General features: G+C 40.8%; 27 protein-coding genes. 21 read left to right on the top strand and 6 right to left on the bottom strand.

The features are described from left to right. Positions 1-24 precede the first annotated feature (24 nt). The 3 genes from ACSQ8P_RS18465 to ACSQ8P_RS18455 all read left to right on the top strand — a co-directional run bounded on the left by ACSQ8P_RS18465 (position 25) and on the right by ACSQ8P_RS18455 (position 3650). Positions 25-933 carry a carbohydrate ABC transporter permease gene (locus tag ACSQ8P_RS18465; RefSeq protein ID WP_056625617.1) on the top strand — a complete coding sequence of 303 codons (909 nt, stop codon included), beginning with the start codon at positions 25-27 and terminating at the stop codon, positions 931-933. A 40-nt stretch (positions 934-973) separates the two neighbouring features. Beyond that, the gene (locus ACSQ8P_RS18460) at positions 974-2551 is read left to right on the top strand and encodes a DUF3502 domain-containing protein (protein ID WP_436236505.1); all 1578 of its coding nucleotides are present in this window, start codon (positions 974-976) and stop codon (positions 2549-2551) included. Between the two features lie 82 nt (positions 2552-2633). Further along, positions 2634-3650: a LacI family DNA-binding transcriptional regulator gene (locus ACSQ8P_RS18455; RefSeq protein WP_436239549.1), complete on the top strand. Its 1017-nt coding sequence runs from the start codon at positions 2634-2636 to the stop codon at positions 3648-3650. A gap of 231 nt (positions 3651-3881) precedes the next feature. Here the strand turns inward: ACSQ8P_RS18455 and ACSQ8P_RS18450 are convergent, their stop codons facing one another. The 3 genes from ACSQ8P_RS18450 to ACSQ8P_RS18440 all read right to left on the bottom strand — a co-directional run bounded on the left by ACSQ8P_RS18450 (position 3882) and on the right by ACSQ8P_RS18440 (position 6547). Then, the gene (locus ACSQ8P_RS18450) at positions 3882-5006 is read right to left on the bottom strand and encodes a YncE family protein (RefSeq protein ID WP_436236504.1); all 1125 of its coding nucleotides are present in this window, start codon (positions 5004-5006) and stop codon (positions 3882-3884) included. A 327-nt stretch (positions 5007-5333) separates the two neighbouring features. Continuing rightward, on the bottom strand, positions 5334-5498 hold the full coding sequence (locus ACSQ8P_RS18445) for a hypothetical protein (RefSeq protein WP_436236503.1): 165 nt from the start codon (positions 5496-5498) through the stop codon (positions 5334-5336). A gap of 548 nt (positions 5499-6046) precedes the next feature. Next, complete coding sequence (locus ACSQ8P_RS18440) at positions 6047-6547, bottom strand: hypothetical protein (RefSeq protein ID WP_436236502.1); 501 nt, start codon at positions 6545-6547, stop codon at positions 6047-6049. Between ACSQ8P_RS18440 and ACSQ8P_RS18435 the strand changes: the two genes are divergently transcribed. The 5 genes from ACSQ8P_RS18435 to ACSQ8P_RS18415 all read left to right on the top strand — a co-directional run bounded on the left by ACSQ8P_RS18435 (position 6546) and on the right by ACSQ8P_RS18415 (position 10229). Further along, positions 6546-7004, top strand: coding sequence for a hypothetical protein (locus ACSQ8P_RS18435; RefSeq protein WP_436236501.1), 459 nt, complete (start codon positions 6546-6548; stop codon positions 7002-7004). The two genes, ACSQ8P_RS18440 and ACSQ8P_RS18435, sit on opposite strands and share 2 nt — an antisense overlap. Before the next feature lie 239 nt (positions 7005-7243). Further along, positions 7244-7747, top strand: coding sequence for a spore coat protein (locus ACSQ8P_RS18430; RefSeq protein ID WP_436236500.1), 504 nt, complete (start codon positions 7244-7246; stop codon positions 7745-7747). A gap of 153 nt (positions 7748-7900) precedes the next feature. Further along, a complete protein-coding gene (locus tag ACSQ8P_RS18425) occupies positions 7901-9265 on the top strand; it encodes an arsenic transporter (RefSeq protein ID WP_436236499.1) in 1365 nt (454 codons plus the stop codon). 15 nt (positions 9266-9280) lie between these two features. Further along, positions 9281-9949, top strand: a complete 669-nt coding sequence (locus tag ACSQ8P_RS18420) for a DUF2642 domain-containing protein (protein ID WP_436236498.1) — start codon at positions 9281-9283, stop codon at positions 9947-9949. A gap of 25 nt (positions 9950-9974) precedes the next feature. Next, the gene (locus ACSQ8P_RS18415) at positions 9975-10229 is read left to right on the top strand and encodes a hypothetical protein (RefSeq protein WP_436236497.1); all 255 of its coding nucleotides are present in this window, start codon (positions 9975-9977) and stop codon (positions 10227-10229) included. Between the two features lie 109 nt (positions 10230-10338). Here the strand turns inward: ACSQ8P_RS18415 and ACSQ8P_RS18410 are convergent, their stop codons facing one another. Together ACSQ8P_RS18410 and ACSQ8P_RS18405 are read right to left on the bottom strand one after the other, a co-directional pair. Next, on the bottom strand, positions 10339-11019 hold the full coding sequence (locus tag ACSQ8P_RS18410; RefSeq protein WP_436236496.1) for a serine/threonine protein kinase: 681 nt from the start codon (positions 11017-11019) through the stop codon (positions 10339-10341). Positions 11020-11116: 97 nt separating this feature from the next. Beyond that, positions 11117-11665, bottom strand: coding sequence for a TetR/AcrR family transcriptional regulator (locus tag ACSQ8P_RS18405; protein ID WP_436236495.1), 549 nt, complete (start codon positions 11663-11665; stop codon positions 11117-11119). 187 nt (positions 11666-11852) lie between these two features. Here ACSQ8P_RS18405 and ACSQ8P_RS18400 point away from each other — a divergent pair, with 187 nt between their 5' ends. The 7 genes from ACSQ8P_RS18400 (at position 11853) to ACSQ8P_RS18370 (ending at position 17392) form a co-directional block, all read left to right on the top strand. After that, positions 11853-12893: an NAD(P)-dependent alcohol dehydrogenase gene (locus ACSQ8P_RS18400; protein ID WP_436236494.1), complete on the top strand. Its 1041-nt coding sequence runs from the start codon at positions 11853-11855 to the stop codon at positions 12891-12893. A 4-nt stretch (positions 12894-12897) separates the two neighbouring features. Continuing rightward, the gene (locus tag ACSQ8P_RS18395; RefSeq protein ID WP_436236493.1) at positions 12898-14127 is read left to right on the top strand and encodes a multidrug effflux MFS transporter; all 1230 of its coding nucleotides are present in this window, start codon (positions 12898-12900) and stop codon (positions 14125-14127) included. A 20-nt stretch (positions 14128-14147) separates the two neighbouring features. Further along, positions 14148-14543: a (R)-mandelonitrile lyase gene (locus ACSQ8P_RS18390; protein WP_436236492.1), complete on the top strand. Its 396-nt coding sequence runs from the start codon at positions 14148-14150 to the stop codon at positions 14541-14543. A 238-nt stretch (positions 14544-14781) separates the two neighbouring features. After that, positions 14782-15819, top strand: coding sequence for a DUF3231 family protein (locus tag ACSQ8P_RS18385; RefSeq protein WP_436236491.1), 1038 nt, complete (start codon positions 14782-14784; stop codon positions 15817-15819). A gap of 16 nt (positions 15820-15835) precedes the next feature. Next, on the top strand, positions 15836-16279 hold the full coding sequence (locus ACSQ8P_RS18380) for a hypothetical protein (protein WP_436236490.1): 444 nt from the start codon (positions 15836-15838) through the stop codon (positions 16277-16279). A gap of 247 nt (positions 16280-16526) precedes the next feature. Next, the gene (locus ACSQ8P_RS18375; protein WP_436236489.1) at positions 16527-16889 is read left to right on the top strand and encodes a hypothetical protein; all 363 of its coding nucleotides are present in this window, start codon (positions 16527-16529) and stop codon (positions 16887-16889) included. Continuing rightward, a complete protein-coding gene (locus ACSQ8P_RS18370; RefSeq protein ID WP_436236488.1) occupies positions 16886-17392 on the top strand; it encodes a hypothetical protein in 507 nt (168 codons plus the stop codon). Before ACSQ8P_RS18375 ends, ACSQ8P_RS18370 begins: the two co-directional genes overlap by 4 nt. 99 nt (positions 17393-17491) lie before the next feature. Here ACSQ8P_RS18370 and ACSQ8P_RS18365 read toward each other — a convergent pair whose 3' ends face one another. After that, positions 17492-18370, bottom strand: a complete 879-nt coding sequence (locus ACSQ8P_RS18365) for an SDR family oxidoreductase (protein ID WP_436236487.1) — start codon at positions 18368-18370, stop codon at positions 17492-17494. 229 nt (positions 18371-18599) lie between these two features. Here ACSQ8P_RS18365 and ACSQ8P_RS18360 point away from each other — a divergent pair, with 229 nt between their 5' ends. From ACSQ8P_RS18360 to ACSQ8P_RS18335, 6 genes are all read left to right on the top strand, one after another. Then, complete coding sequence (locus ACSQ8P_RS18360) at positions 18600-19301, top strand: response regulator transcription factor (protein ID WP_436236486.1); 702 nt, start codon at positions 18600-18602, stop codon at positions 19299-19301. Next, entirely contained in the window at positions 19298-21115 is a 1818-nt protein-coding gene (locus ACSQ8P_RS18355) for a sensor histidine kinase (RefSeq protein WP_436236485.1), read from the top strand. The genes ACSQ8P_RS18360 and ACSQ8P_RS18355 overlap by 4 nt, the downstream gene beginning before the upstream one ends. A 172-nt stretch (positions 21116-21287) precedes the next feature. Further along, on the top strand, positions 21288-21998 hold the full coding sequence (locus ACSQ8P_RS18350) for an N-acetylmuramoyl-L-alanine amidase family protein (RefSeq protein ID WP_436236484.1): 711 nt from the start codon (positions 21288-21290) through the stop codon (positions 21996-21998). Between the two features lie 151 nt (positions 21999-22149). Then, entirely contained in the window at positions 22150-23232 is a 1083-nt protein-coding gene (locus ACSQ8P_RS18345; RefSeq protein ID WP_436236483.1) for an endospore germination permease, read from the top strand. Beyond that, positions 23229-24632 (top strand): spore germination protein, encoded by a 1404-nt coding sequence (locus tag ACSQ8P_RS18340; protein WP_436236482.1) that lies wholly within the window; start codon positions 23229-23231, stop codon positions 24630-24632. Before ACSQ8P_RS18345 ends, ACSQ8P_RS18340 begins: the two co-directional genes overlap by 4 nt. Further along, the gene (locus ACSQ8P_RS18335) at positions 24629-25735 is read left to right on the top strand and encodes a Ger(x)C family spore germination protein (protein ID WP_436236481.1); all 1107 of its coding nucleotides are present in this window, start codon (positions 24629-24631) and stop codon (positions 25733-25735) included. The genes ACSQ8P_RS18340 and ACSQ8P_RS18335 overlap by 4 nt, the downstream gene beginning before the upstream one ends. Positions 25736-25848 lie beyond the last annotated feature (113 nt).

Here is a 25848-nt window from a genome sequence, read left to right as displayed (position 1 = left end):
TGAATAGCTGAGGAGGGACATCCCGTGGAGCAAGTCATCGCTCGCCAGAGGGGGACGGATTTTTCGTCTGTGGCCATACGACTATTCGGCTACATATTTATAGCTTTATTTGCACTATGCTGCCTAATCCCATTTCTTGTTGTATTCGGCACTTCGTTCACCTCGGAGAAATCCATTACGTTGCATGGTTATAATTTATGGCCCAAAGAATTCAGTAGCTTCGCTTATAAAATCGTGTTTGAGAACCCAGGCGTTATTCTAGGCTCATACGGTGTGACGCTGGGGATTACGATCGTAGGAACAACTATTGGACTGTTCGTCGTCGCGATGACAGGTTATTCGTTACAGCGGCCAGATTTTCCTTATCGAAACAGGATATCCTTTTTCATCTACTTCACAACGTTGTTTCATGGGGGAGTTGTCCCGTTCTACTTAATTATGACACAATGGCTGCACCTCAAAGATAACTACTTAGCGGTTCTGCTGCCAGGACTTATGAGCCCTTTTCTCATTATTATGATGAAAAGCTTTGTCACATCAATTCCTCATGCCATAACGGAGTCAGCCAAAATGGATGGAGCAGGCGATTTTAGAATCTTTACGAAGCTAATCTTGCCGATGACGACACCCGCTTTGGCTACGATTGGATTATTTATAGCGCTGGGGTATTGGAATGAATGGTACAATGCCATGCTGTTCCTATCGCCGGATTTGAAATATCGACCGCTTCAATTGTTTCTCTATAATGTGGTCACTAGCGCCGACTTTATTAAAAATTCATCCGTATCCTCCAATGTTCAGCCCAGAGATATGCCGCTCGAGTCAATGAAAATGGCCACAGCGGTTGTTGCAACGGGCCCCGTCATCCTGTTTTACCCATTGGTACAGAAATATTTCATCAAAGGTATCACCGTTGGTGCTGTTAAAGGCTAACGTTATGCATAAACAATAATGATAATGGGGAGGCAATTCCATGTTCAAGAAAAAGAAAGCGCTTAGCATTGCACTCGCTGCGACGCTCGCAGTAAGTTTGACGGCTTGTACGTCATCTAACAGCACTTCTTCAGATTCGACAGCACCTGCAACAGCTGCTGGTGGTAAAATCGATACGTCTGAGTTTCAAACGATTTCTTATGTCATGTTGGGCGACAAGCCGAAGAATGGTCAGTTTGAGAAAGTCATGGAAAAACTGAATGCCATTTTGAAACAAAAGGTCAATGCCAAACTGGAAATTAAATGGGTGGAGTGGGCTGATTGGCAAACCAAATATAATTTATTACTTGCATCTGGGGAGCCTGTTGATTTAATTACAGTGGCAACTGACTGGTTGGATACGTGGCAAAATGCGCAAAAAGGCGCCTTCCAGCCACTTGATAAGCTCCTGCCAACTTATGCACCGATCACATGGAAAGAAGTTCCGCCAGAGAACTGGGCCGAGACGAAATACAAGAATCAGATCATGCTAATCCCCGAAGATCATTATACACAATGGGTGAATCACGGCTTCCAATATCGTGGTGATTGGGCAAAGGAATTCGGCATAACGTCGCCAATTACGGATTGGAAGACTTTGGAGAAATACTTGCAAGCTGTCAAGGATAAGAAGCCAGGTGTTATTCCATGGGATACAAATGGAACATCAGGAGGAAATATTGGCGGATATATCAATTCTTATACGGATGCGATTGAACTCCCCATAAATACAGGTTTATTCGCATTAGTCTACGGCAAATCATTTAATGATAAGTATAAAGCGTATAGCCCTTTCCTTGATGATACGTTTATGGACTTTGCCAAAATGATGAAAGAATGGGGTGACAAGGGCTTCTGGCGCGAAGATGTCTTGAACTACAAAGGCGACAATCGCGCGTTGCTCGAAGCAGGGAAAACGTCCGTAGATCAGCATCATACACAAACTTACCTCGGCGAGCGCATCAAAATGGATAAGCTGCAGCCAGGCTCAGATCTGCAATTCTTCCCATTCTCGGCGACTAAAAACAACCTCGTCTCGATGTCGATAACACATGGCGGTACATCCATTGGCGCGAAAAGTAAGCATCCAGAACGCGCGCTGATGGTCTATGAGCTTATTCGTCAAGACCCTGAAATTTACCGTCTGATGAACTATGGTCTTGAAGGTGTGCAATATGTCGTGAAAGATGGCAAACGCTTTCGTCCAGATGGTTACGATGTCCAAAGAGATGATTTCTACTCGAACTTCTGGGGTGGCCGTATCGATAAGAACGAAATCCCTAATGGCGAAGACTGGGCTGGGAAAGGAGCTTTGTATGCTTCTTATGATAAGATCAAGAAAGCCTATCCTTACGGCCGATTTGTTTTCGACAAAGCCAGCGTCACGAATGAGTTAACCGCTATTACACAAGTCGTCGGATCAAAGGGACCTGCGATCCTCTACGGAAAAGCTGGTGACCCTGTGAAAGCAGTAGAAGATTTCCGAGCAAGCTTGAAAGCAGCTGGTTTTGACAAAGTCATGACGGAAGTCCAGAAGCAATTGGATGAATTCAAAAAGATGGTAGAAAGCACGAAATAAGAGAAATTACACATCGAAGGTCTGTTTCAGAACAGGCCTTCGATCTTTCGCTTTTCATTTCGACGTAACGGAGAGTGAGCTCCTGGAAACCATTACAGTCTACGATATTGCTAGGGAAGCGAACGTTTCCGTCGCGACAGTTTCCCGAGTTCTCAATGATACGGCACCTGTACGAGCATCCACTAGGCAGAAGATTATGGCCATTATTGAAAAACATAAGTTTCAGCCCAATGCCTTAGCACGCAGTCTGGTCAATAAGAAAACTGGTATGATCGGCGTATTGTTTCCGGACAGCAGTAATATGTTTTTCCCAGAGGTGTTCGGAGGGGCAGAGAAAGCTGCGCAAAAGCTGGGGTACACCCTTTTCTTGTGTAACACTTTTAGCGATTACAGCAGAGAATCCGAATATTTAAATTTGCTATGTGAAAGGCAAGTGGATGGACTCATTCTCATGGGAGGGCGTATTAATTCACGACATTGTCCGGCTTCGCTCGTGCAGGAAGTGGTGGATATTCAGAGGAAAATCCCGATTGTTATGATTAATGGCACACTGCCAGGACATCCATGTCATCGTGTGAAAACAGACGAATACTTAGGCACTAAGCTGATTGTTCAGCATTTGATTGATCGTGGCCATCGTCAGATAGGTTTCTTAGGCGGTAGCGCAGCAACGACAACTACCATGGAGAAGCTGCAAGCTTACCGGCGTACGCTAGAGGCGAATCATCTCTTTTTCCGCAAGGAATGGGTACAATTGGGAAGTTTCTCCATGTCCTGCGGACGACAATTAATGGAATCATTTCTTGCCATGCCTAATCGCCCTACAGCAATATTATGTATTAATGATTATGTGGCCATAGGTGCAATGAAAACAGCCATATCACGGGGGATACGGATCCCGGAAGATATGGCGATTGCTGGGTTTGATGATACGCAATTGTCCTCAGCGATGAATCCTGAACTAACGACGGTTTCTCAGCAAAGTGAACAGCTGGGCATGCAGGCGATGTTGATTTTGTCCAAATTGATTCAGAAAGAAAAGGTGACGAAGATTACGGTCTTAGCGCCTAATCTCATCATTAGGCAGAGTACACAATGAGAACAATTATTTTGAGAAACTAATTATGAGAAGAGGTCTTCGAGGTTGATCTTTTCGCGCTCTATCCTGACTTTACTTGCTGAACGATTAGTCTTAGTGCTGGGGGGACAGGTCGTTTTTGAATAGCTCCTGATAGAGATGAACGGCAATTAAATAGAAGAAATTCAAAGCCGCGTTCATTTATGAATGCGGCTTTTTTAATACAGTAATAATTTTAACTGTGACCATAGATCAACGAATCCGTCCGTCTTGGATAACAGAGACGGTGTTGTCACGATCATTACACACATACACACGATTTGTTAATTCGTTTATTGCAACTGGAATAGGCAATTTTCCTACTTTAATCGTTGCAAAACGAGTATCTCTTCGCCCGTTTATAGCCGATACTGTGTCAGAAAATTCATTCGTCACAAAAATATGATTGGTACTCCGATTTACTGCCACATCAAGTGTACCTACTCCGTTTGCATTAATAGTTTTAATTACTTTATAAGAATGTCCACTGATCACGTTAATCTTTCCATTACGAACTATATCTTCCACTAGATTCATATCAGTGGCGTAAATTTTGTTTGTTTTTGTGTTTAGTGCATACGCAGTTATGATAAGATTGATTATTTTAATTAGGCGGTTATTCAAAGCATTAACGACGGCAAGTCCTTCTCCAACTTTAATATAAACTCTATTCCTGGATGGATCCAGCCTAATTGTACTGGTACTTGGTGAAGAGGTTACCTTTACAGTTGCAATGATTTTGTTCGTATTTCCGTTGATAACGAACATGACGTTAGTACCGCTGTTTGCATATATTCGATTAGTGAGGGTGTTGATTGCTAAATCCCTTGTGCCCTGATTAGCCTTAATAATTGAAATGACTTTATTATTTGTACTGTTGATAACTGAAATTGTCCCTTCAATTCGGTTAGCTACGTAAACGCGATTTGTGATTGGATTTATCGCAATACCTTCAGGAAATTCGCCGACCTTAATTTCTGCTTCAATTTTATTTGTTGAACCATTGATAACGACTACCGAGTTGCTATTGTTTTGACTTATATATATCCGATTTGTCTTCTGATTAATAGCCATAAACAGTGCAATATCTTTCAACTTTATCATTTTGATTACTTTATTGTTGTTCCCGTTAATTATGGAGAGCGAAGGGTCTAATAAGTCGTTATTGCCAATATAAACACGATTTGTATTGTGATTTATGGCTATACTGCTTGGACGGCTCCCTACCTTTATTGTAGCGATAACCTTCGCTCTTATATGAAAATCCTTTGTGGAGAATTCAAGACGCGTTCCCTTTTTTACTGTTTTATTTAGCCATAAATTTCTAAGATGGTTCAAACGATTAACCCCCTCCTTTTACGAACTATCCTATAGTATAGGATTTGTTCGTAAATGGATTGGATCGATGCCTAATACGAATAAATGTACGAACGATAGGTATAAACCGTGAGACCAAATAGATTTTAATGCAAAAAGTATTAGGGCAATCTCAACAAAAAGCATTCAGTTAAGTGTAATTGCAAATAAATGCTATAAATAAATCATGGGATGGCCGCGTAAAACGCGGTTTTTTTACTTTTATGTGATTGTCGAGTGACAAAAATATAGACTGATACAAGTAGGGGAGCTAAAAGTAGGAGATTTTATATTTTTATTGTATCGTTGTTATTCTTCTTTCCTGAAAGGCGCGCCTTCAAAAGCATGGGCACTATCCATGTTAAGTTCTGGGAATATATCAATTGTTAACGACTTGTCATAAAGCTCTGTCGGAGGCTTTAATGTTACATACAATCCTATTCCAGAAAGAATAAGTAGGCAGACTATAAACATAAGGATTCCTCCTGTTCGTTGGCGTGTAACCAATTACATTTTACTTGTATTACCCGATAAATGTCATGAATCGTTATTTATACTGCATGTATATGTCACGTGTTCGCGAACGCTCTAGGGTATAGCCCGTATTTCTACTTCTTCGCAATTTTAATTCTCTAAACGTATCAAAATGTGCTCTTTCACTAGAACAGGCTATTTTATAGGTTCATACACTGATATTGCATATACCCACATAGATAAATGTTCCCTAGTAGCAAATGTCTAGATTACTGAGAGGAGGGTTCAGTCATTATGAAACGTTCGAAAATTTTTTTTAATCCTAGTGCTTTTAAGATGAAAACTTTTCGTATAGTAAAAGTTGCTGCTAAGCTTAGTTTGTACAAAGTAAAGGACAAACCTGACATTTCCCCATCACTAGCAAGTGGTTTAGAGGATCTTTGCCTAGTATGTAAAAGAAAACAGCCATGCAAATGTCCCAAACGTAAGAAAAGAAAGAGAAAATTGATAGGTCATAAACCTAAAAAAAGGAATAGGTGTAAAAAACATCACTGTAAGTTATGCCATAGGGGGCCGGCAGGTCCAGCGGGACCAGCGGGACCGGCAGGACCTGCGGGACCAGCAGGACCGGCAGGACCGGCAGGACCGGCAGGACCGGCAGGACCGGCAGGACCGGCAGGACCGGCAGGACCAGCAGGATCAGCAGGACCGGCAGGACCAGCGGGACCGGCAGGACCAGCGGGACCGGCAGGACCAAAAGGGCCAGAAGGACCGGCAGGACCAAGAGGGCCAGAGGGACCGAAAGGACCCAAAGGACCAGAAGGACCGAAAGGACCAAAAGGACCAGAAGGCCCAGAAGGACCAAAAGGGCCAGAGGGACCAGCAGGACCAGAAGGACCAGCAGGAGCAAAAGGGCCAGAAGGTCCACCTGGACCGCCTAAGCCGCCGGGACCCCCTGGTCCGCCAAAACCTAAACCTCCAGGGCCACCTAGACAGGAAGTTAGGTCTAACAACGAGGGCTGCAAATGCTGCCATAGTGGAGATGCCATGCAGAGTCTCCTTAGTCAGCTAAAAGACAAAAAGTTGAAAGAAATACACACATTAGACTATTCAAACGGAAAATACTCGAATGCGAAAATTATTTCCGCCGAAAACTCATTGGTAAATTTCACAAGTAACGGAGTTGAGCACTTCGTACCTATGCATCTTATTGCCGGCTTAGAGATATGGGGGGAAGATTTCGACAGTAAGTTGATTGCTGATAAAGAAAACTCCGAAAAAAATGATGGGGATAACAACGAAAGCTCATCTATGATGAACTTGTTTAATCCATTAGTCGGCAAAGCGAAGGTTGATTTCAACACGTTAGCTGAACAGTTAAATGATGTATCTAATGCGGAAGTTATCGGACTTAACGAAGGTATTGTCGTAATGTCCACGCGAGATACTGTGTATGTTGTTACCTTAAGTTGTATTTCCGATGTATCCAATATAAAAAGGATGTAAATAGATGGAGCACTTACACTCCCCTTCAGTCATTCGTGAGAAACGTTTATCTAAGAAGATAATCGTTTTTCTGATGATCGGAGGGGATCTGTGTTTATATCCACGTACAAATACCCTCTAGTGATAAATGTGGAGTTTTTAAGAGACGGGTCATTCGTTTAGTACAAACCTTTGCCGAGTGAGTATATATATAGCATGTAACAACAACCAACCACAACCTGAAGGGGGAAATGATTATTATGGCATTCGATTATTCTTTGCTAATGGGTAAACAAGTAAGACTGGATCGCGGGGGTCCTGAATCTCGACAAGGCGAGATTGTTGCGGTGGGATTCGATTATGTGGGTATCTACAATGAGAAGGATGGACTTATTTACTACAACACAACTCATTTGAAAAGTATCACGGTAAATACGAAAGACTCGGTGGAGTACTTGCTGACTGCACAGCCGAATACAACTCCTTTAAAGATTATGGAAGCTGACAATTTTGTTGGTTTATTGAAAGGTATGAAAAATCTTTGGTGTCAAGTTAACCGTGGTGGCCATGAGAGTGTTCAGGGCGTTCTAGCTGATGCCAATGATGATTATATTTCGATGGTTGTTAACCATGAATTAGTGACTATTTTTAACTATCATATTAAAAGCATGTCTTACGGAGTTAAAAAGGAAAATCAAGAGGAGAAAAAGGGAAATCAAGAGGAGAAAAAGGAACAAAAGCAAGATAGCAACGAAAAAAAATAATACATTTCTGAATCTTAATCGTAGGTGGGAGGAGGAGAAATATGCTGATCATTGTAATCGTAATCGGATCGACATTATCTAAAATTCTCACCCTCCCTGTCATTGTTAGGAGACTTGGACCATCATCAGCCAACCCTTGTGAGGTGCAAGATCATGTTTGATATAACAACTGCGGTAATCTCCATTGTTTTTGTTACCGTTACGTTGTTGATAATTTGGAGGCCATTCGGTATTAATGAATCTATTCCGACAACACTAGGTGCTTTGATTTTCCTGGCTTTAGGAATTGTGCCTCTTACAGGAGTGTACCATATAGCCTCCATTGTTAGTGGGGCAAGCATAACCATTATATCAACAATAGTAATGTCTATTGTGTTAGAGAGTATTGGGATTTTTAGGTGGGCAGCTATTAATTTGGCTGTTCGGGCAAAGGGGTCAGGTCGAGCACTCTTCTGGTATATTAATATATTATGTTTTTTAATGACGATGTTTTTTAATAATGACGGAAGCATTCTAATCACAACCCCCATTATCATCCAAACCTTATCTATACTGAACTTAAAAACTAGGCAAAAAATTCCTTACCTCCTATCAGGCGCACTAGTTGCTACTGGAGCAAGCGCACCTATCGGAGTTAGTAATCTAGCCAATCTGATTGCGTTAAAAACAGTCGGTTTAGATCTTAACACATATACATCTATGATGTTTGTACCCGCCATGACAGGGATAATCACGATTACGTTTCTGCTTTTTGTTTATTTTAAGCGCGAGATTCCCGTGAAAATTACATTTTTGCAGCCCTATTCAATAAGCTCTCTTGTACACAATAATTCCACAACTTTTCATCCACTCCAGGTAGATCCAAAGGACAAGGGATATATTGATTGGGGACTGTTTCGAATTTGCATCCTTGTTGTTATTTTGATTCGATGCAGCTTTTTCTTGCTGACTCCCCTTGGTGTAGCAACGGAATGGCCAGCAATCATTGGTGCAATTCTTCTAATTGTCGTTAGGTGGATACGTAAAGGAATTGGGCCAAAGGATATTCTAGTAAAAACACCTTGGCACATTCTTATTTTCGCTTTCAGTATATATGTCATTATTTACGGGCTTCATAATTCAGGGCTGACTGACTTTCTCGTACAATGGCTTGGTGGGGCGGTTGCCCAAAATCACTTTAATGCCATCTTTGTAATGGGCATTCTGCTTACTGCAATGTCTAATTTATTTAATAACCTACCTTCAATTATGATTGGCACCTTATCCTTGCAAAATATGGGTTTAGATACTTTTACTATGCATACCGCATATTTGGCAACAGTCATTGGTGCAGATATCGGTTCATTATTGTTGCCGATGGGTACTCTAGCTTCATTGATATGGATGCATATTCTGAGAAAACATCATATAAGACTTACATGGAGCCAATATATTAAAGTGACGATTATGATCATACCTATCGGTCTTCTTATAAGTCTTCTTAGTTTATACGTATGGACGGGCTGGTTATTTAAGTGAGAGGAGGCAACATAGATGGACCTTTTTCAGAAGAAGCTAGGAGCGGTTATTGATGTTGAATTGCTTGGTGATAAGTGGCATACCGGTATTTTGGTTGATGCGGGGCAAGATATCCTAGTTTTATATAATGGGGAGCGCTATATATATATTCCTACTTTTCATATTCTAAACATCAATTTGAACACCAAAAAAAGCTCAACGGACTTCTCCGCTCTTACTGAAAAGCCAATCAATAGTGACAAAATTTCGTATAGGAAAATCCTAATGAATTCAAAAGGGGTATTTACAGAAATTTTTGTTTCAGGTTATCAGCCTATACATGGTTACATTACCCATATCATGACGAATTATTTTGAATTTTATTCCCCTGTTTATAAAACGATGTTTATACCGTTAAACCATTTGAAGTGGCTGATCCCATATAATGATTACCAAACACCTTACCTTCTGGATAAAAAATTTTTCCCTGTAAATCCTTCGGATTTGCCATTATCTCGCTCCTTTGAGGAGCAACTGAAAAAGTTGGAAGGTAAAATAGTTGTTTTTGACTTAGGGAGAAACCCCAGTAAGATCGGATTACTAAAAGAAATAGAAAACAATATTGTCCACATGATTACAGCGGAAGGTAAGACCTTTTATACAAATATTCAGCATATTAAAAGCGTTCATTCGCCGACCATGTAACAATAAACATTAGGAGGTAATGCTTATGCCTGGAGGAAAAGGTCCTGGTAAACACGGTCATGAACATGGTGAACACAAGAAGGAGAACGGCAATAAAGAACAAGAAGTAAAAGAAACCAAAGGAACAGAACAGAAAGAAGAAAAAGGTAAGAATGCAGCAAAAGGACAAGAGCCTAAAGAAGAAAAGGGCAAGGGCAAAGAAGGCAAAGAAGGCAAAGAAGGTAAAGAAGCTAAAAAAGGCAAAGAGGAAAAAGGCAAAGAAGGCAAAGGTAAGAAGTAGGAGACTAGTATTAGTTAATTGAGTAAAAACATGTAAAAAAATACCCAGTGCTGCGTAAGAGGCACTGGGTATTTTTTACGCTGGAAGTAGGGAAAGTATAAAAACGAATTTACATATTCTTCTTGTGTAACTCACTCGAAGTTCGCGCCAAACTGCGGTATTTTCGGTAGCCTCGGCGTACAAGGTGCAGCAGGAGCTCCGGAAACGGCAGCCTACGCAGCCAGGGGAAATAAAAGCGATCATAGGCGCGCTTCAAATCGTCCCACATTGAGCAATCGTCTTCCTTCAAGAAATCCGATATGTCGACGACCAAGCCTCGGCCGTCCCGCTGCATCACATTTTTGCCATGTACATCGTGTGGTCGCAGTCCCCGGCTAACCGCATACTTCAGCGCTTCATCAATATCGTTCAGCACTTGACGCTTAATCGGGATGCCTCGCAACACACATTGATATAGCGTAACGCCCGTTAGTCGGCGCAGCACGAGATAAGAATCACCTGCATACAGGCATTCAGAATAAGCAGGGTGCTTGCCCATCCGTCGATATATTTCTTTCTCATCCTCTAAGCCCGGCCGCCCCGGCGCATACACTTTCACCACCATATCCGGATAGTTTGGATGCGTCAGCACAGCCGCATAATTACCCGCTCCGAGAAGCTGCCACGGCTCAGGGACACGATATACGACAACCGGGTCATAGGTCCGCTCACTGGCAAGTTGCAAATTCGGAAGTAATTGTGCTTCAATCAATTCGATCCAGCGCTTCTGCACCGCACATGTCTCCCTCATCTATTACTTTGTGGTATTATACAAAAATATTTAGCAATATGCTAGAACAATTGCTATGATCAGCCTCTTTGTGCACGGCAAGCTATCGCAAATCCCATCAGAGACTTCTACCTAACATGGTCCCTACCTGTTTAGCCATCACTTGTGGCGGGTATGGCATTCCGTTTTTGATCCACCACTCAATTACTCCTACATAGGCAGTACCCGCATATTGCAGCATGACATCGTCAGTTAAATCCTTATTTCTTCCGCTTTCTCTGTCAATCTCATCTTTGAAACCTTCAATAAAAGAGGCAAGAAGTCGCGTTCTAAAAGCTGAAGGGACCCCTGTACTGGCTAACATCGTCGAATAAAATAAATAGTTTTTCTCAAAATATTCAAAATAAGGTACAAGTGCCTCGTTCCAATCCATCTTGCATGCCCATTCATCCATTTCTCCTAATTCATTCAGGTGAGATTCTATGAGTTTATCTAATAAATCAAATTTGTCCTGATAATGGAGATAAATGGTTCCGCGATTTAGGTTTGCCCGGTCTGCAATATCCTGAATGGTTATATCATCGAAATTTTTTTCAGTCATCAGTTCAATAACGGCATTTTTTAAAGATTCCTGTGTTTTAAGAATTCTACGATCAACTTTAGCCATCGTATATCCCACCAAACTTTCTAAGATAATTAACACTTTCAGTTGTTGTGTTGATATATCAACATTTCACGGTTCTTTAACCATTGAATTTACGTACTTTCTTTATATAATAATAGACACATGTTGATTAATCAAATTACTTTGAATAATCATCATATTTTGATTTATGGAAAAGGAGACAACGCCTATGTGCACAACACACGTTTTAACAGTTCCCTCAGCCAAAGCACCATTTGAAAAAGGTACTATTGAAAGAAGACAATTACGACCAGATGACGTGTCGATCGATATTATGTTTAGCGGCATTTGCCATTCCGATATTCATAGCGCATCCGGGGATTGGGCCGGCGGAATTTTCCCTATGGTACCTGGACATGAAATTACAGGGATTGTATCAGCAGTAGGGGAGAAGGTAACGAAATTCGCTATAGGTGACCGAGTTGGCGTAGGCTGCTATGTGGACTCTTGTGGAGAGTGCGAGTACTGCCTCCAAGGAGAAGAGCAGCATTGTTCAAAAGGATTTGTAGCCACCTACAACTCCTTGGATTATGAGGGGAATCCAACATACGGTGGTTATAGTCAACACATTGTTGTTACCGAAAGATTCGTTGTTCAAATTCCAGATCGTCTGGAGTTAGATGTTGCAAGTCCACTTTTGTGTGCCGGTATTACCACTTATGCCCCTTTGAAACGCTGGAAAGCCGGTCCGGGTAAAAAGGTAGCTATCCTGGGGATGGGTGGTCTTGGCCACGTTGCGATACAGTTTGCGCATGCGTTGGGGGCTGAAGTTACCGTCTTAAGCCGGGCAAAAGAAAAGGAGAAGGAAGCGTTGAGCTTTGGCGCCGATCATTATTTTTCAACGCTTGATCCAGAAACTTTTACCACGTTAGCCAGCCGTTTCGACCTGATTCTAAATACCGTTTCCGCGCCAATTGACGTCGATGCGTACTTATCGCTGCTTCGCGTAGATGGTACACTGATTAATGTCGGCGCACCAGCGGAACCAAGCCAGTACAACGTTTTCTCCCTTATAATGAGTCGCCGTAGTATCGCGGGTTCCTTAGTTGGCGGACTTCCGGAAACGCAGGAGATGCTTGATTTTGCTGCCGCGCATGGCATTACGCCGCAAATCGAGGTCATCCGGGCAGATCAAGTAGACGAAGCGTATGAGCGTATTCTGCAGAGTGATGTACGTTACCGATTCGTTATCGACATCTCAACTTTATAGACGAATGAACGATAAACTTAAAAATCATTCTCTCCGATTGGCCCTAATTCTAGCTGCATTTTCCGCATTGGGGCCATTTACGGTCGATATGTATCTTGCCTCGCTTCCGCAGATTATGGTTTTCTTCGAAACCAACGTATCCATGATTCAAGCGAGTTTAACTGCCAGCCTATTAGGATTAGGCTTAGGCCAGATGGTCATGGGGCCTTTAAGCGATAAGTATGGAAGACGGATGCCATTGCTGATCTCCATGATCTTATATATCGTTTCATCGATCGGTTGTGCTTTTGTACCCAATATTGAATCCTTCATCGTTTTACGTTTCATACAAGGGGTTGCCGCATCTGCTGGGCTCGTGATTTCCCGTGCGATTGCTCGCGACAGATATAGCGGAGTCGAAATGACGAAATTTATCTCTCTGCTTACTATGATCAGTAATATCGCTCCGTTAGTTTCCCCAAACGCCGGAAGCGCCGTTACATCGTTTAGTTCGTGGATTGGTGTGTTTGTTTTTTTGGGGCTTTTAGGCATACTTTTGACGGGCATCACAACATGGGGATTAGAGGAAAGCTTGCCTGTACGGCATCGTGTCTCTGGTAACTTCATGGCCGTAATGAAAAATTATAATCGTCTGTTTCGTGATCGAACATTTATGGGATATGCCCTTGTAAATGGTATATTGTTCGCCGGTGTATTTGCCTTTGTTGCCGGCACGCCGTTTATTTATCAGAACATTTTCGGTGTGTCGCCGCAAATGTTCTCGATTCTGTTTGCCATGAATGGTCTTGCAATCATGATAGGATCGCAAGTTGTCAAACGAGTGGCAGGACGGCTGACCGAACGCAGTATATTACGGATTGGATTATCGCTATCCTTTATTTCGAGTTGCACTATTCTGATCGCAGTTCTCTCTAAGGGATCATTGTCGGCTATATTTCTTTCAACCTTCTTATTTGCTGTATCCATTGGCATCATTGGGCCGGTTTCTGTTACACTAGCGATGGAATCGCATGGACAAATTGCGGGAAGTGCGTCTGCGGTGCTTGGCACCTTCCAATTTGCATTAGGTGCAGTTACTTCCCCACTTGTGGGAATCGCGGGGGAGAGTTCAGCCATTCCTTTCGGAATCATTATATTTACAACCAGTTTATTGGCCTTCGTTTCCTATATCGTCCTCATTAGGAAGGTAGAGACTCAAAGCGATGGCATCAAAAAAGCTAAAACAAATGCCTAATCAACGGAGGGATTTAGAAAATGGAAATCAGAAGAGTCGGGTCTCAACCTTCGGGTAAAGGACCATCGGATTATTTTACCGGCACGGTTCGCATCGATCCCATGTTTGAAGCAGCCGAGCCTGCACGCGTAGTTGGAGCCAGCGTTACATTCGAGCCAGGTGCACGGACAGCCTGGCATACTCATCCGCTGGGTCAAACGCTTATCGTAACGGCAGGAAAAGGACGTGTTCAACGCTGGGGAGGACAGATCGAGGAAGTTAGTCCTGGTGACGTGGTTTGGTTTCCGCCGGGCGAGAAACACTGGCACGGCGCTTCGCCCACCACAGCTATGACTCATATCGCCATTCAAGAACGTCTTGATGGCAAGACGGTCGAATGGCTGGAAAAAGTCAGTGAGGATCAGTACCACTCCTAAGAGAAACGAGACAAGTTACTGGTGAAAATTTAATTAATGCGATTAACTAAAAATAAGGCTGCCATTAAAAATATGGCAGCCTTATTTTAACTACGATGCTTTGAAAAAACTGAATTATTTTTAATTTTTTTTAACTTCGAAGGAATAATAGTTATATCCATAGCTATTTTGATATTTGCATTTCTGAGTGGTTGTATATGGCATCCAAATTAGTAATTAAAGGAGGAATTTTTATTACATGGAATTAATAACTGAACCAAATATTATGTCTAAGCATAACGTCAGGTTGACCTCATCTGAAATGGGTATTCTTTGGACACAATACGAAAACGATACAATGGCGACTTGTGTATTAAAGTATTTTACAAATAAATGTGAAGATAAAGAAATACTAACAGTTATTGACTATGCGCTAAGTCTATATCTAAAACACGTTCAGACTATTACAGAAATTTTTACACATGAAAAACATCCAATACCTGTTGGCTTCACTGATGATGATCTAAACATCCATGCACCTAGATTGTTTTCAGATACCTTTATGCTGCTGTACATACAAAATATGGCGGTAATTGGTATGTCGGGTGCAGTTGTAGGAATTGGAGTGTCTGCTCGATCAGATGTAAGTGATTTATTCCATGAAGTGCTTGCTTCTGTATCTAAATTACATAATATAGCGAGAAAAGTTGCTTTATCGAAGGGAATTTATGTTAGACCACCGTTCATATCAACGCCTGAGAAGGTTGATTTTATTAAGAAACAAAGTTTCCTGTTTGATATGTTTGGAAAAAATAAGCGTCCTTTAACTGCAATTGAGATTACGCATTTGTTCATAAATATACAAACGAATGTTCTTGGTAAAGCAATGATGATGGCATTTGCACAAGTATGTAAATCTGATGACGTAAAGCAATACTTTTTGGAAGGTAAACGAATCGCCAACAAGCATCTAAAAAAGTTTAGTGCCATACTTACAGACGAAGATATTCCTGCCCCGCAAGGTTCGGATTCTCATGTCATGGACAGTACCCTTGCACCATTTTCGGATAAATTGATGATGATCCACACAACTGGGATGATCGCTATCGGAATAGGAAATTACGGCACTGCCGCTGGAACATGTCAGAGAGTAGATTTGAGTACAACATACACTCGACTTTCGACGGAAATTGCATTATTTGCAGAAGATGGAGCGAACATATTGATTCGTCATGGATGGTTAGAAGAACCACCGCAAGCCGATGACAGAAATGCCCTTGCAAATCAGCCTAAGTAAATGAAGTGATGAGGGAATGAACTCGAATGAGCTTGAAAAAGTACTATGGAGCATAGCATTACCAGGATTTGGGCAGTTATTAAATGGTAAGTTTTTAAAAGGGCTTTTGTTTATTGGTTTGGAATTTCTGATTAATGTTCAATCCCATTTAAATGAAGTGATAATAGCCAGTTTCAAAGGCAATATTCAGGAAGCAATAGCCCATACAAATTATCAGTGGTTAATGTTTTACCCTTGTGTCTATATGTTTGCAATGTGGGATGCATATAGAGACGCGGGTGGCGGTACTTTACCTTATGCCTTTTTCCCTGTCACCTTCGGTGCATATATCGGAACAGTTGGTGTGATTTTTTCAAATGATTTACTAGGTGCTGTATGGTTGGGTCTTGTAGGAATGTTCGTTGGTATTGGCGTAGGTATGTATTTCAAGGCATATTTGAGAAAAAAAATAATCCGCTAATGTCTGAATAGAATGGGTGTAACAGAATTAATTTTGATAAAAATATGTTTGGGAATATTGGTGGAAAAAGGTTATAGGGAACTGAAAATTAGTGAACAATACAACCATAAGATTCCCAGGAAGGGAGGCTCCTATGGTTTTTTTATTGTATAGCTTCGTTACTTTGTTCGTATTTGTTTACTTTATGAAATATCAAAAAAAACATCTGCATTCGTTAGAGATCTTTTTCTTCTGGTGCCTAGCTTCTATGATGATTCAAAACCGGTCCGCTATTTTTACGATGAATATGAAAAATGTTGTGATTCCGCAATCGATTATGTTTGAGTTTTCTCATGTGCTCATACGCATAGTGCTATATCCATTAGTTTCGCTGTTTTGTTTAAATGAAATTGCCGCCGCTGCATCCAAAATAAAAAAGACATGGGTGATCATCAAATATTCGGCATTGTTGTTTGGTTTAGAATGGCTTTCTGATTGGTTAGGCGTTTTTAAACACATGAAACCCTATTTATTTTGGTCGGGCGTATTTTGGATAGGTTATTTGATGTTGATGATGATGATCATGAAGGTTTTTCGCAGAATATTTTATAAAGGATACCTTAAACCATGAATTTTCACATTGATTGGAACGAATGGTTCGTATTTGTTTGCTCGGTTATATCGATGGCGATGTTTTTTAAGATACGAAAGCACTTTGACGCTATCACAGTCGTCATCATTTGGACGTTTAATATTTTATTTGTTGCAACTTATGATTATGCATTAGCGTCAACACCATTTGAGCTTTATTATTGCGGCGATAATATAACTTACGAGCCTATTGCAACATTTGCTCACGTTTTTTTGTATCCTCCGTTTTCTTTTCTTCTTTTGTTTTTTTATGATAAATGGCATCTACGCGAAAAAAAGAATCGCAAACGACTTGTACTTTATCTTGCTGGATGGACAGCATTTGCGGTTTTCTTTGAATGGCTGCATGTGCTGAATGGTTTCTTTGTATACACCGGTTGGAAGTTGTATTATTCAATTCCGCTGTATCCGATATCTGCTTTAATTTTACTGAGGATTTACCATTTTATTGAAAATAATTACACGTTGCGAAAGAAAACATAAAATGCCCCGGAATCTTCCGTGGGCATTTCTGTTCACCAACATTTAACTGCCTAGTGCACCTATGTATTGAGCGCTCATGGATGAGCGCTTCAGCCCTCATCACAAGCCCATATACTCTCCACCGTTCACATGAATCGTCTGACCGATTACGAAACGGGATTCTTCTGATGCCAAGTATAAATAGATTGGTGCGATTTCGTAAGGCTGTGCCGTTCTTTTGATCGGGCCCGAATTATTTAAAGACCCATAAAACATGTAAAATTCAGGTGGAAATGATGAAGGGATAAGGGGAGTCCATGTTCGACCAGGGGCTACGGCATTGACCCGGATGCCCCGATCGGCAAGAGAAACCGCCAATGAACGGGTTAGTGCGCTAACGGCACCCTTAGAGGCGGAGTAACTAGCCATTGCGGGATAGCCTTTGTCCGCTGCGAGTGAGCTCGTATTGATGATTGCACTGCCGGGCTGTAAGTAAGGAAGTACAGCTTTCGTAAAATAAAAACAGGAGAATACGTTCGTCTGGAATATCCGCAACAGCTGCTCGGATGACAGGTTAGTCATGTCCTCTTCATAAAACATTTCAGCCGCATTATTGATTAAGATATCAACCCGTCCGAATCTGGACCTGGTAATCTCTACTGCCTCTCTGCAAAATTTTTCATCACCGATATCCCCGGCAATCGTCAAGCAACAGCGGCCTAATTGCCGGATTCTCTCCTGAGTCTCCAAGGCATCAGCGTGTTCATTGAGGTATACGACAGCGATATCCGCCCCTTCTCGAGCAAATAAATAGGAGATCGCCCGACCGATTCCGCTGTCCCCCCCGGTTATAATCGCAACCTTATTCTGCAGTTTACCCGATCCAACCTCTCCCGGCAGCTCCGAAACGGGCCTGGGCAGCATCAAATATTCCAATCCTGGCTGTCCAGGCTGGTATTGGGGCGGAAACTCGACCGGGATTTCTTCGCATTTCGTCACTCGAGGGTCATGGGAATACAATGGGTTTCCCTCCATTCTTGCGTTAACTACTAACAAATTATTCTTGAAGCCGAAATGGGTGCGTAACTAATTGGCTTCTTTACACAATCTTTATCTGACTCTGTTACAAATAGTAAAGACACAGTCTTTTTAAAAATTCCCAATAAGTAAATACTATAATAATCTATTCGATGAGCAATGTTACCCATCGATGACTCAGGAGAAGCTAATGCAAAAAACGATATTAGTTGTAGAAGATGAAGATATTCTTCGTGAAATTATTAAAGATTATCTGCTGAATGAAGGATATCACGTATTAGAAGCATCTGATGGCAAAGAAGCATTAACCTTATTTCAGGATCATGATGTGCATTTAATTATTTTGGACATTATGCTGCCGGAGTTAGATGGGTGGTCAGTCTGTAGAAGAATTCGGAAGACATCCAATGTGCCAATCATCATGCTGACAGCTAGAGTAGACGAAGATGATACCTTACTTGGATTTGAGCTGGGCGCTGATGATTATGTGACCAAGCCGTATAGTCCACCTGTGTTATTAGCTAGAGCCAAGCGATTGATTGAAAGCAGACAACAAGAAGATCGTCAAACTAATATTTCGAAGTACTCCAACAACGAGACTTTATCTATCAATGGAATTCGAATTCATATCCCATCCAGGACACTAACTGTAGATGAAGAACCTATTTATCTGACATATACGGAGTTCCAAATCTTATCTTACTTAATGCAGAATAACGGCATTGTCATAACTAGGGAGCAGCTTATTTTGAAAATTTGGGGTTATGAATACGAGGGTGATGATCGGACTGTGAATACGCATATTCGTAATTTACGAAGTAAATTAGGGGAGAAGTCGAAGCTAATCACAACGATCGTTAGAACAGGCTATAAGTTTGAGGGTAACGCATGAGAACTAGTATTGTTTTAAAATTATTTACCCTGACAACGATGTTGTGCCTATTCATTCTTGCGACGATTTATTTAGGTCAAACGATCTTTTTCAAACAATACTACGCGAATAGAAAAGTGAATACCATTCAAACGAATATCGAAACATTTAAGAAAGATTATTTGAACAATGGTGGAAATTTACTGGCTATTCAAAAGCTTGAACAAGATTTCTATCGGCAAAATAATACCTTGATCACGACACTAGATAGCCAGGGGAATTTGAAAAATGCGAATGATTTTTATATAGAAGTAAAAATCGATTCACCCAGAACGAACAATGAGTTTTATGGTAAAACAATTGCAGTACCTCTTAATCATATGATCAACATCAATGAGGTTCTAAATAAAACTTCAAGTCAAACGATATCTATGTTGGTTACTAAAGCTCGTGTGATAGTTTCGGAGTATAAAAAGGATGCCCTATTAATTCCATATCGATTGCAAATTGAAAAAAGTAACATACTTTGGATCAATGATAAAATAAGCAAGCTGCTCGACGACCTCACGTTAGATATTAAATATTCGAAGAAAGAAAAAGTCGATTTCCCGGGTATAACACTTAGTGGAACGGTAACTAAAGTTCAGTTCCCGAGCGGAAATGAATCAACCAGCTTCATTTATACAAACAGTTTATTTATGGACAGAATGAAAGAATTTCAAGCAAACTTGCTGCTTGACAAGTCGAAGATCAGCTTGGATGCGCTACAAATTCTTGATTTCACACAGAATGACGTCAAATATAAGATCTTTATTGAACCGATTAAAGATCAGTCTGACATAACTAGTTACATTTTTTCAATGGCGTCCTTACAACCAGTCGATGAAGCAGCTCAAATGCTTAAAGATTATTACTTGTATTTAGTAGCTTTAGTCATGCTTCTCATTGTTCTTGCTGCAATCTATTATTCTAAAAAAATCGCCAAACCTCTGATCCAGATGAATCAGACAACGAAAAAAATAGCAAAATTAGATTTCTCGGAAACAATACCCATTAGAACGAATGATGAAATAGGAGAATTATCTCGCAATATCAATTCACTTTCCTCAACCCTTCACTCCTATATTGGAAAGCTGCAAGAGGACATCGAGAAAGAAAGACAATTGGAACGTACAAGGAAAGAGTTTATCTCAGGGGTATCTCATGAGTTAAAGACGCCGCTTAGTGTGATGAAGAGCTGTATTTCTGTTCTTCAAGATGGCGTTGCCGTGCAGAAGACAGATCATTATTTCGAAGCCATGAATAAAGAAGTTGATAAGATGAACCTCTTGATCGTGGATATGCTGGAGCTTGCTAAGTTCGAATCTGGTACCTATAAAATGGAAATGGATGCTTTTTGTATCGATAAGCTAATAGAGGAAATCTGTGAAAATCTCGCATTGGAATTCACCACGAAACGACTTCATGTACATACGGAGCTTGTTTCCGTGGAAGTTAGGGCCAATCAGAACCGCATTGAGCAAGTGATTACTAATTTTCTGACCAATGCCATTCGTTATTCGCCAGAAGATGAACATATTTATGTGAATGTACGTGAAGAACTGGAGAGAGTTAAGGTCTGTATAGTAAACAAAGGAGCTCATATCCCCGAGGATCAGTTGGCCAAAGTGTGGGATCGTTTCTACCGCGGAGATTCAGCCCGCCATCGTTCACAAGGTGGAACTGGCTTAGGCCTTGCCATCTCCAAGAATATATTGGAGTTACATGGTGCTGAGTTTGGCGCGGCGAATACGGAAGACGGCGTTTTGTTTTTCTTCTATTTAATTAAAGCCTGAATAGCCACTTTTCTTGACGATTTTTCATACGTCTAGGAAGGTGGTTTTTTTGCAGTAACTTTATCTCTTCTTTATCTCAATTCCGCTTTATTTTCATCTGCCTCTATTAAAATAACTCTATGAAATGAAAATTTCAGCCAGATAGAGTTTGCATAATGAGAGGAGCTCACCTATGAAAAACAATCGTATTCTTGCCTTCACAGCAATTAGCACATTAATTTCCGGTTTCATTGTATATAACGTACAGGCTAGCAGCCTTTTTAAAAATGAAATTGCCCAATCTGCTACAAAGATTGCTGCACATTCTGTTACTAACAACTCTATGAAGAAAGAAAATCGTATTTTAGAAGGGAAAACGATCGTCATAGATGCAGGGCATGGAGGTAAGGATGTAGGTGCAACAGGACAAACAGGCATCCATGAGAAAGAGCTAACGCTTCAAACGGCATTAAATATCAAGCAAGAACTAGCTGAAAAAACGGGTGCGAATATTGTTTTGACACGTGAACAGGATGAGTTTTTGACGCTTGCGGAGCGAGTGGAGATCGCCGAGAAGAACGCGGCCGACCTATTTATTAGTATCCATTTTGATGCGTTTACCAGTAATGATGTAGCTGGTATAACGACTTATTACAACAAACCAGCAGATCGACAACTGGCTTCACTGATACATGAAGAAATATTTGAACAAAACATAGATACCAGAGATCGTGGTGTGGCACAAGGAGATTATCGTGTACTCAGAGACAATCAAAGCCCATCCCTTTTACTAGAGCTAGGATATATATCCAATCGAGAGGATGAGCAGCGGATTCAAACACAAGATTTTCAAAACAAGGCAGCAGCTGCAATTACGGAAGGCATTATTTCTTATTTATCTTAAATTGGTAATTCCTGATTTATACACACCCCGCAACTTGTTATTTAAGTTACGGGGTGTTCTGTTTTACTGACAAGATGGCCTTGTACCTATTACCTATTCTTGGGATAAAAAAATAACTTACAGGAAAATATAGTAGCAGGAGGTGAGCCTGATGTCGACGTTTTCTAATCCCAAAATCAGTCCTTTACACGGTTGTATTCTGTGTATGAGTGGTACATTAGGCTTAGCCCAAATTTCAGGCGCAATCATAATCATAGAACAAGCAAAACGGGATACGTTTGTCAGTTGTATTATTGGCTGCATGGCGTATTTCTTATTTGCCTTTTGGATTTATCGAATCGTTAAGAACCAAGCGCCAAATCAATCCTTCCTCGATGTACTTGAACTTAAAATGGGGTTCTTGATCGCGTGGGCAGTCAGATATTGGATTGCTTTATATTTATTTTGTGAATTGTTTGTCGTTGATAAAAATGTTGTCTTATGGGTTAAATCATTCTTTCTGCCCTTCACGCCTATCTGGGCGATCTCGTTACCCTTATTGATCGTTTGTGCCTACCTAGCTGTTAAAGGAATTAAACCGATCGCAATTTCCTTTTCTGTATTAATGCCAGCTATTTTATTGCTGATCTTTTTTATGGCGGTGTTTACTTTCAAATATAGACATTTTGACCTGCTCCTCCCGCTATTCAGTGAAGGGACGCAACCCATCTTAAAAGGCGCGACTACCTCCTTTAGGGCTGGCATGGAATTGTTTTTGTTATTATTACTAACACCACATACAGAAGGCATATTTAAGTGGAAACACTTTGTAGCTTTGGTATCTGTTATTTCATTTTTTATCATTAATGCGGCTATGAGTGTGTTGACAATATTCGGTACATATGAAGCTTCAAAACAACGGTTCCCGCTCTTTACGCAATGGCGATTAGTTAGAATCAGCAGTTTCATGGAGCATCTTGACTTTTTATCGATCTACCAGTGGCTTAATAGTACCGCTATTCAAATCAGTTTAGGATTGTTTTTAATAGGCGATTTGCTGACTTCCAAGCATCGTCATAATAAGATTGCTATCTTTGTATGCACGACAGCCTTATTTATCGGTGTTGAGCTTCAATTAAACGATAGCGATTTTTTAGCTTTTACTAAAAACTACTTCTATCCACTATCCACATTGTCAATTCTTTGTTGGACTGCCTTAGCCTACTTTATAACAAGAAAAAGAGGTTTGGTATGAACATCAAACATGCAAAAGAAGTAGATTTCAGGGCTTTATTCTCTTCCTGCTTCGATGTGAAATTTCAGAAGCGCAGCGGCACTCAAGTTGTTTATTGTGAAGGCATGGTGGATAGCAAGCAATTAAATGAAAATATACTTCCGCGAATGACGGAAATGATACGAAACGATGAGTTGAAGCTTATTGACGAGAACGAAGAGCTCAGCCAAATTGCACAACGCGTTTTCTCAGGTAACGTGATCGTTTTATTTTTCCATGAGAATGAAACACACGTGTATGAAGCTGATATTTCCAATCCACCAAAACGCCAGCCCGAAGAGTCCATCAGCGAAATATCCATTCGCGGACCGCGCGATGGTTTTACAGAGGAAGTCATCACTAACGTTGCTCTCATTCGCAAACGATTAAAAACCACTTCACTTCAATATGAACATTTCATCGTAGGTAGCAGGGGAAATGTACGGTTAGCCATTCTTTATATCAAAGATATTATTAATCCAGATATTGTTGTTGAAGCGAAGCGGCGGATATCCCAAATAGATGTGGACTCCATTATTGGAGTCGGGCAGCTGGAAGAGTATTTAAGTGATTCCAGCGATTCCATCTTTCCGTTAGTGGATTCCATTGGAAGGCCTGACTTTGCTGCTGAGGCACTTCTGCGGGGGAGATTTGTGATCATCTTGGACGGATCTCCCATGGTAATTATTGGCCCGTCTAATCTTACAGAGTTATTAAAATCTCCCGAGGACGCCCATTCCTCTTACTATTACACGATATTACAACGCCTGTTACGTCTTGTTGGTTTAGTAACGGCCATGTTTCTGCCTGGTTTTTATATTTCATTGACCTGTTTTAATATTGACCAAATTCCATTTCCTTTGCTTGCCACTATTGCTGAAGCACGTAAGGGAATACCCTATTCAACAACGATTGAAGACATCTTGATTTTTGGATTATTCGAATTGTTCCGTGAAGCCGGCGTACGGCTGCCGAAACCAGTCGCACAAACCGTAACGGTAGTTGGAGGGCTTATTATTGGAGATGCAGCGATTCGTTCAGGACTTGCCTCTTCGGCTCTGCTCATGGTTACCGCAGCTTCTGCTGTCGCATCCTTTACATTGGTTAATCAATCCTTGACAGGTACTGTCACTCTAGTTCGAATTTATATGATGTTAATATCCTCTTTTTTAGGTATATATGGATTTTTTATTGGATTATTTTCGGTGGTAGCTTATACTTCTTCACTAACTTCTTTCGGTATTCCCTATTGGTCTCCGATTGCCGAACTCAATGTGAAGTCGTCCATATTAGCGCTATTTAATCGACCTTTCAAATCCAAAATTAAGAGACCGAGCATGTTGCAACCGACAGATTCTACGTCACAAGGAGATAGACAATGAAACCCATAGTACTCTTAATCACACTCTGTAGTATGGTATGCCTATCCGGGTGCTGGGACAATAAAAATATTCAAGATCTAATTTATGCTACTGCTATAGGGGTTGATTATAAAGATAATCTGTATGAGGTCTACATTCAAACAGTATCCTTTGGCAATGTAGCTAAGTCGGATGCGGGAGGCGGAGGGAGCGGCCCCCAAGTGTATGTCGGCAGAGGGAGAGGGAAGACTCTCGCTTTGGCATTAGGTGATATTTATAATACGGCACAAAGAAGGATCTTTTGGAGTCATGTTCGCACGTATCTGTTTACCGAAAATGCGATTCAATCAGGTGGTGAGGATTACTTCGATAATTTAAAGAGATACAGAGAGTTTAGATATACGCCATGGATTTTCGGCACGAAAGGATCCATAGAAGATATTTTTAAAACACCGTCTTTTTTTCAAATGTCGCCGATCACCAACTTACTTGGGCAACCGGAAGATACTTATCTTCAGAGATCGTTCATAAAGCCTTTGCTTGCGCAAGAATATCAAATCAATCTCAATGAGCCTGGTGAAACGGCCATAGTTCCTACACTAACTATTGATAAAACAGCATGGCAATCCGATAAGAAATCTGAAGATAAATTGAAAATAAACGGTGTGTTTGTTGTTCGTAAAAACGGGTTTCAAGGCTGGATGGCAAACAACCAGCTTAACGGATTGCGATGGATGGAGAAAGAGACAGTAAGATCAGCCATTGAAATTAAGTCCGCGATCATTTCACTTGAAAAACCTAAATCTAAAATAACGGTTACAGAACAAGAAGGGAGACCGATTTTTAATATTGAGGTGAAAGTCACGGGGAATATTATAGAGTTACTTGACAGCCATTCATCCGAGCAGGAAATGGAAAAAGAAGCTGAGGAGCAAATCAAAAAAGAAATCCGGTCTACCTTTGAAGAAGGGTTACGCATAGACGCTGATTTGTACAAATTTCGAAATGTAATGTTTAAGAAAAGAATGAAAAACTGGCAAGATATCCAGCTTACTTCTTCATCGCTAAACCAAATCAATGTCCATGTTTATATTCTTCATACCGGAGAGCTCAAGAAAATATAACTTGATACAGGTCACATGTTTTTTTTATACAGAAAATAAATTTTTGTCTTTTTCTTGATTTCAGTTGTTTACACTTGACGACTTATTTGAATGAATAAATAAAGCCCGACAAA

It is taken from the genome of Paenibacillus sp. LjRoot153 (assembly GCF_964253085.1).
Lineage (GTDB): Bacteria > Bacillota > Bacilli > Paenibacillales > NBRC-103111 > Paenibacillus_E.
Note: the sequence above shows the minus strand (reverse complement) of the source record. Positions and strands in the feature narration are given on the sequence as shown.

Coding starts and splice junctions, on each gene's coding strand:
- ACSQ8P_RS18410 (WP_436236496.1), bottom strand. CDS start 11,019: ATGAGGGAGACATGTGCGGTGCAGAAGCGCTGGATCGAATTGATTGAA.
- ACSQ8P_RS18340 (WP_436236482.1), top strand. CDS start 23,229: ATGAACATCAAACATGCAAAAGAAGTAGATTTCAGGGCTTTATTCTCT.
- ACSQ8P_RS18345 (WP_436236483.1), top strand. CDS start 22,150: ATGTCGACGTTTTCTAATCCCAAAATCAGTCCTTTACACGGTTGTATT.
- ACSQ8P_RS18460 (WP_436236505.1), top strand. CDS start 974: ATGTTCAAGAAAAAGAAAGCGCTTAGCATTGCACTCGCTGCGACGCTC.
- ACSQ8P_RS18425 (WP_436236499.1), top strand. CDS start 7,901: ATGTTTGATATAACAACTGCGGTAATCTCCATTGTTTTTGTTACCGTT.
- ACSQ8P_RS18375 (WP_436236489.1), top strand. CDS start 16,527: ATGATGATTCAAAACCGGTCCGCTATTTTTACGATGAATATGAAAAAT.
- ACSQ8P_RS18430 (WP_436236500.1), top strand. CDS start 7,244: ATGGCATTCGATTATTCTTTGCTAATGGGTAAACAAGTAAGACTGGAT.
- ACSQ8P_RS18385 (WP_436236491.1), top strand. CDS start 14,782: ATGGAATTAATAACTGAACCAAATATTATGTCTAAGCATAACGTCAGG.
- ACSQ8P_RS18390 (WP_436236492.1), top strand. CDS start 14,148: ATGGAAATCAGAAGAGTCGGGTCTCAACCTTCGGGTAAAGGACCATCG.
- ACSQ8P_RS18335 (WP_436236481.1), top strand. CDS start 24,629: ATGAAACCCATAGTACTCTTAATCACACTCTGTAGTATGGTATGCCTA.
- ACSQ8P_RS18350 (WP_436236484.1), top strand. CDS start 21,288: ATGAAAAACAATCGTATTCTTGCCTTCACAGCAATTAGCACATTAATT.
- ACSQ8P_RS18400 (WP_436236494.1), top strand. CDS start 11,853: ATGTGCACAACACACGTTTTAACAGTTCCCTCAGCCAAAGCACCATTT.
- ACSQ8P_RS18370 (WP_436236488.1), top strand. CDS start 16,886: ATGAATTTTCACATTGATTGGAACGAATGGTTCGTATTTGTTTGCTCG.
- ACSQ8P_RS18360 (WP_436236486.1), top strand. CDS start 18,600: ATGCAAAAAACGATATTAGTTGTAGAAGATGAAGATATTCTTCGTGAA.
- ACSQ8P_RS18445 (WP_436236503.1), bottom strand. CDS start 5,498: ATGTTTATAGTCTGCCTACTTATTCTTTCTGGAATAGGATTGTATGTA.
- ACSQ8P_RS18415 (WP_436236497.1), top strand. CDS start 9,975: ATGCCTGGAGGAAAAGGTCCTGGTAAACACGGTCATGAACATGGTGAA.
- ACSQ8P_RS18355 (WP_436236485.1), top strand. CDS start 19,298: ATGAGAACTAGTATTGTTTTAAAATTATTTACCCTGACAACGATGTTG.
- ACSQ8P_RS18420 (WP_436236498.1), top strand. CDS start 9,281: ATGGACCTTTTTCAGAAGAAGCTAGGAGCGGTTATTGATGTTGAATTG.
- ACSQ8P_RS18395 (WP_436236493.1), top strand. CDS start 12,898: ATGAACGATAAACTTAAAAATCATTCTCTCCGATTGGCCCTAATTCTA.
- ACSQ8P_RS18435 (WP_436236501.1), top strand. CDS start 6,546: ATGCAGAGTCTCCTTAGTCAGCTAAAAGACAAAAAGTTGAAAGAAATA.
- ACSQ8P_RS18440 (WP_436236502.1), bottom strand. CDS start 6,547: ATGGCATCTCCACTATGGCAGCATTTGCAGCCCTCGTTGTTAGACCTA.
- ACSQ8P_RS18405 (WP_436236495.1), bottom strand. CDS start 11,665: ATGGCTAAAGTTGATCGTAGAATTCTTAAAACACAGGAATCTTTAAAA.
- ACSQ8P_RS18380 (WP_436236490.1), top strand. CDS start 15,836: ATGAACTCGAATGAGCTTGAAAAAGTACTATGGAGCATAGCATTACCA.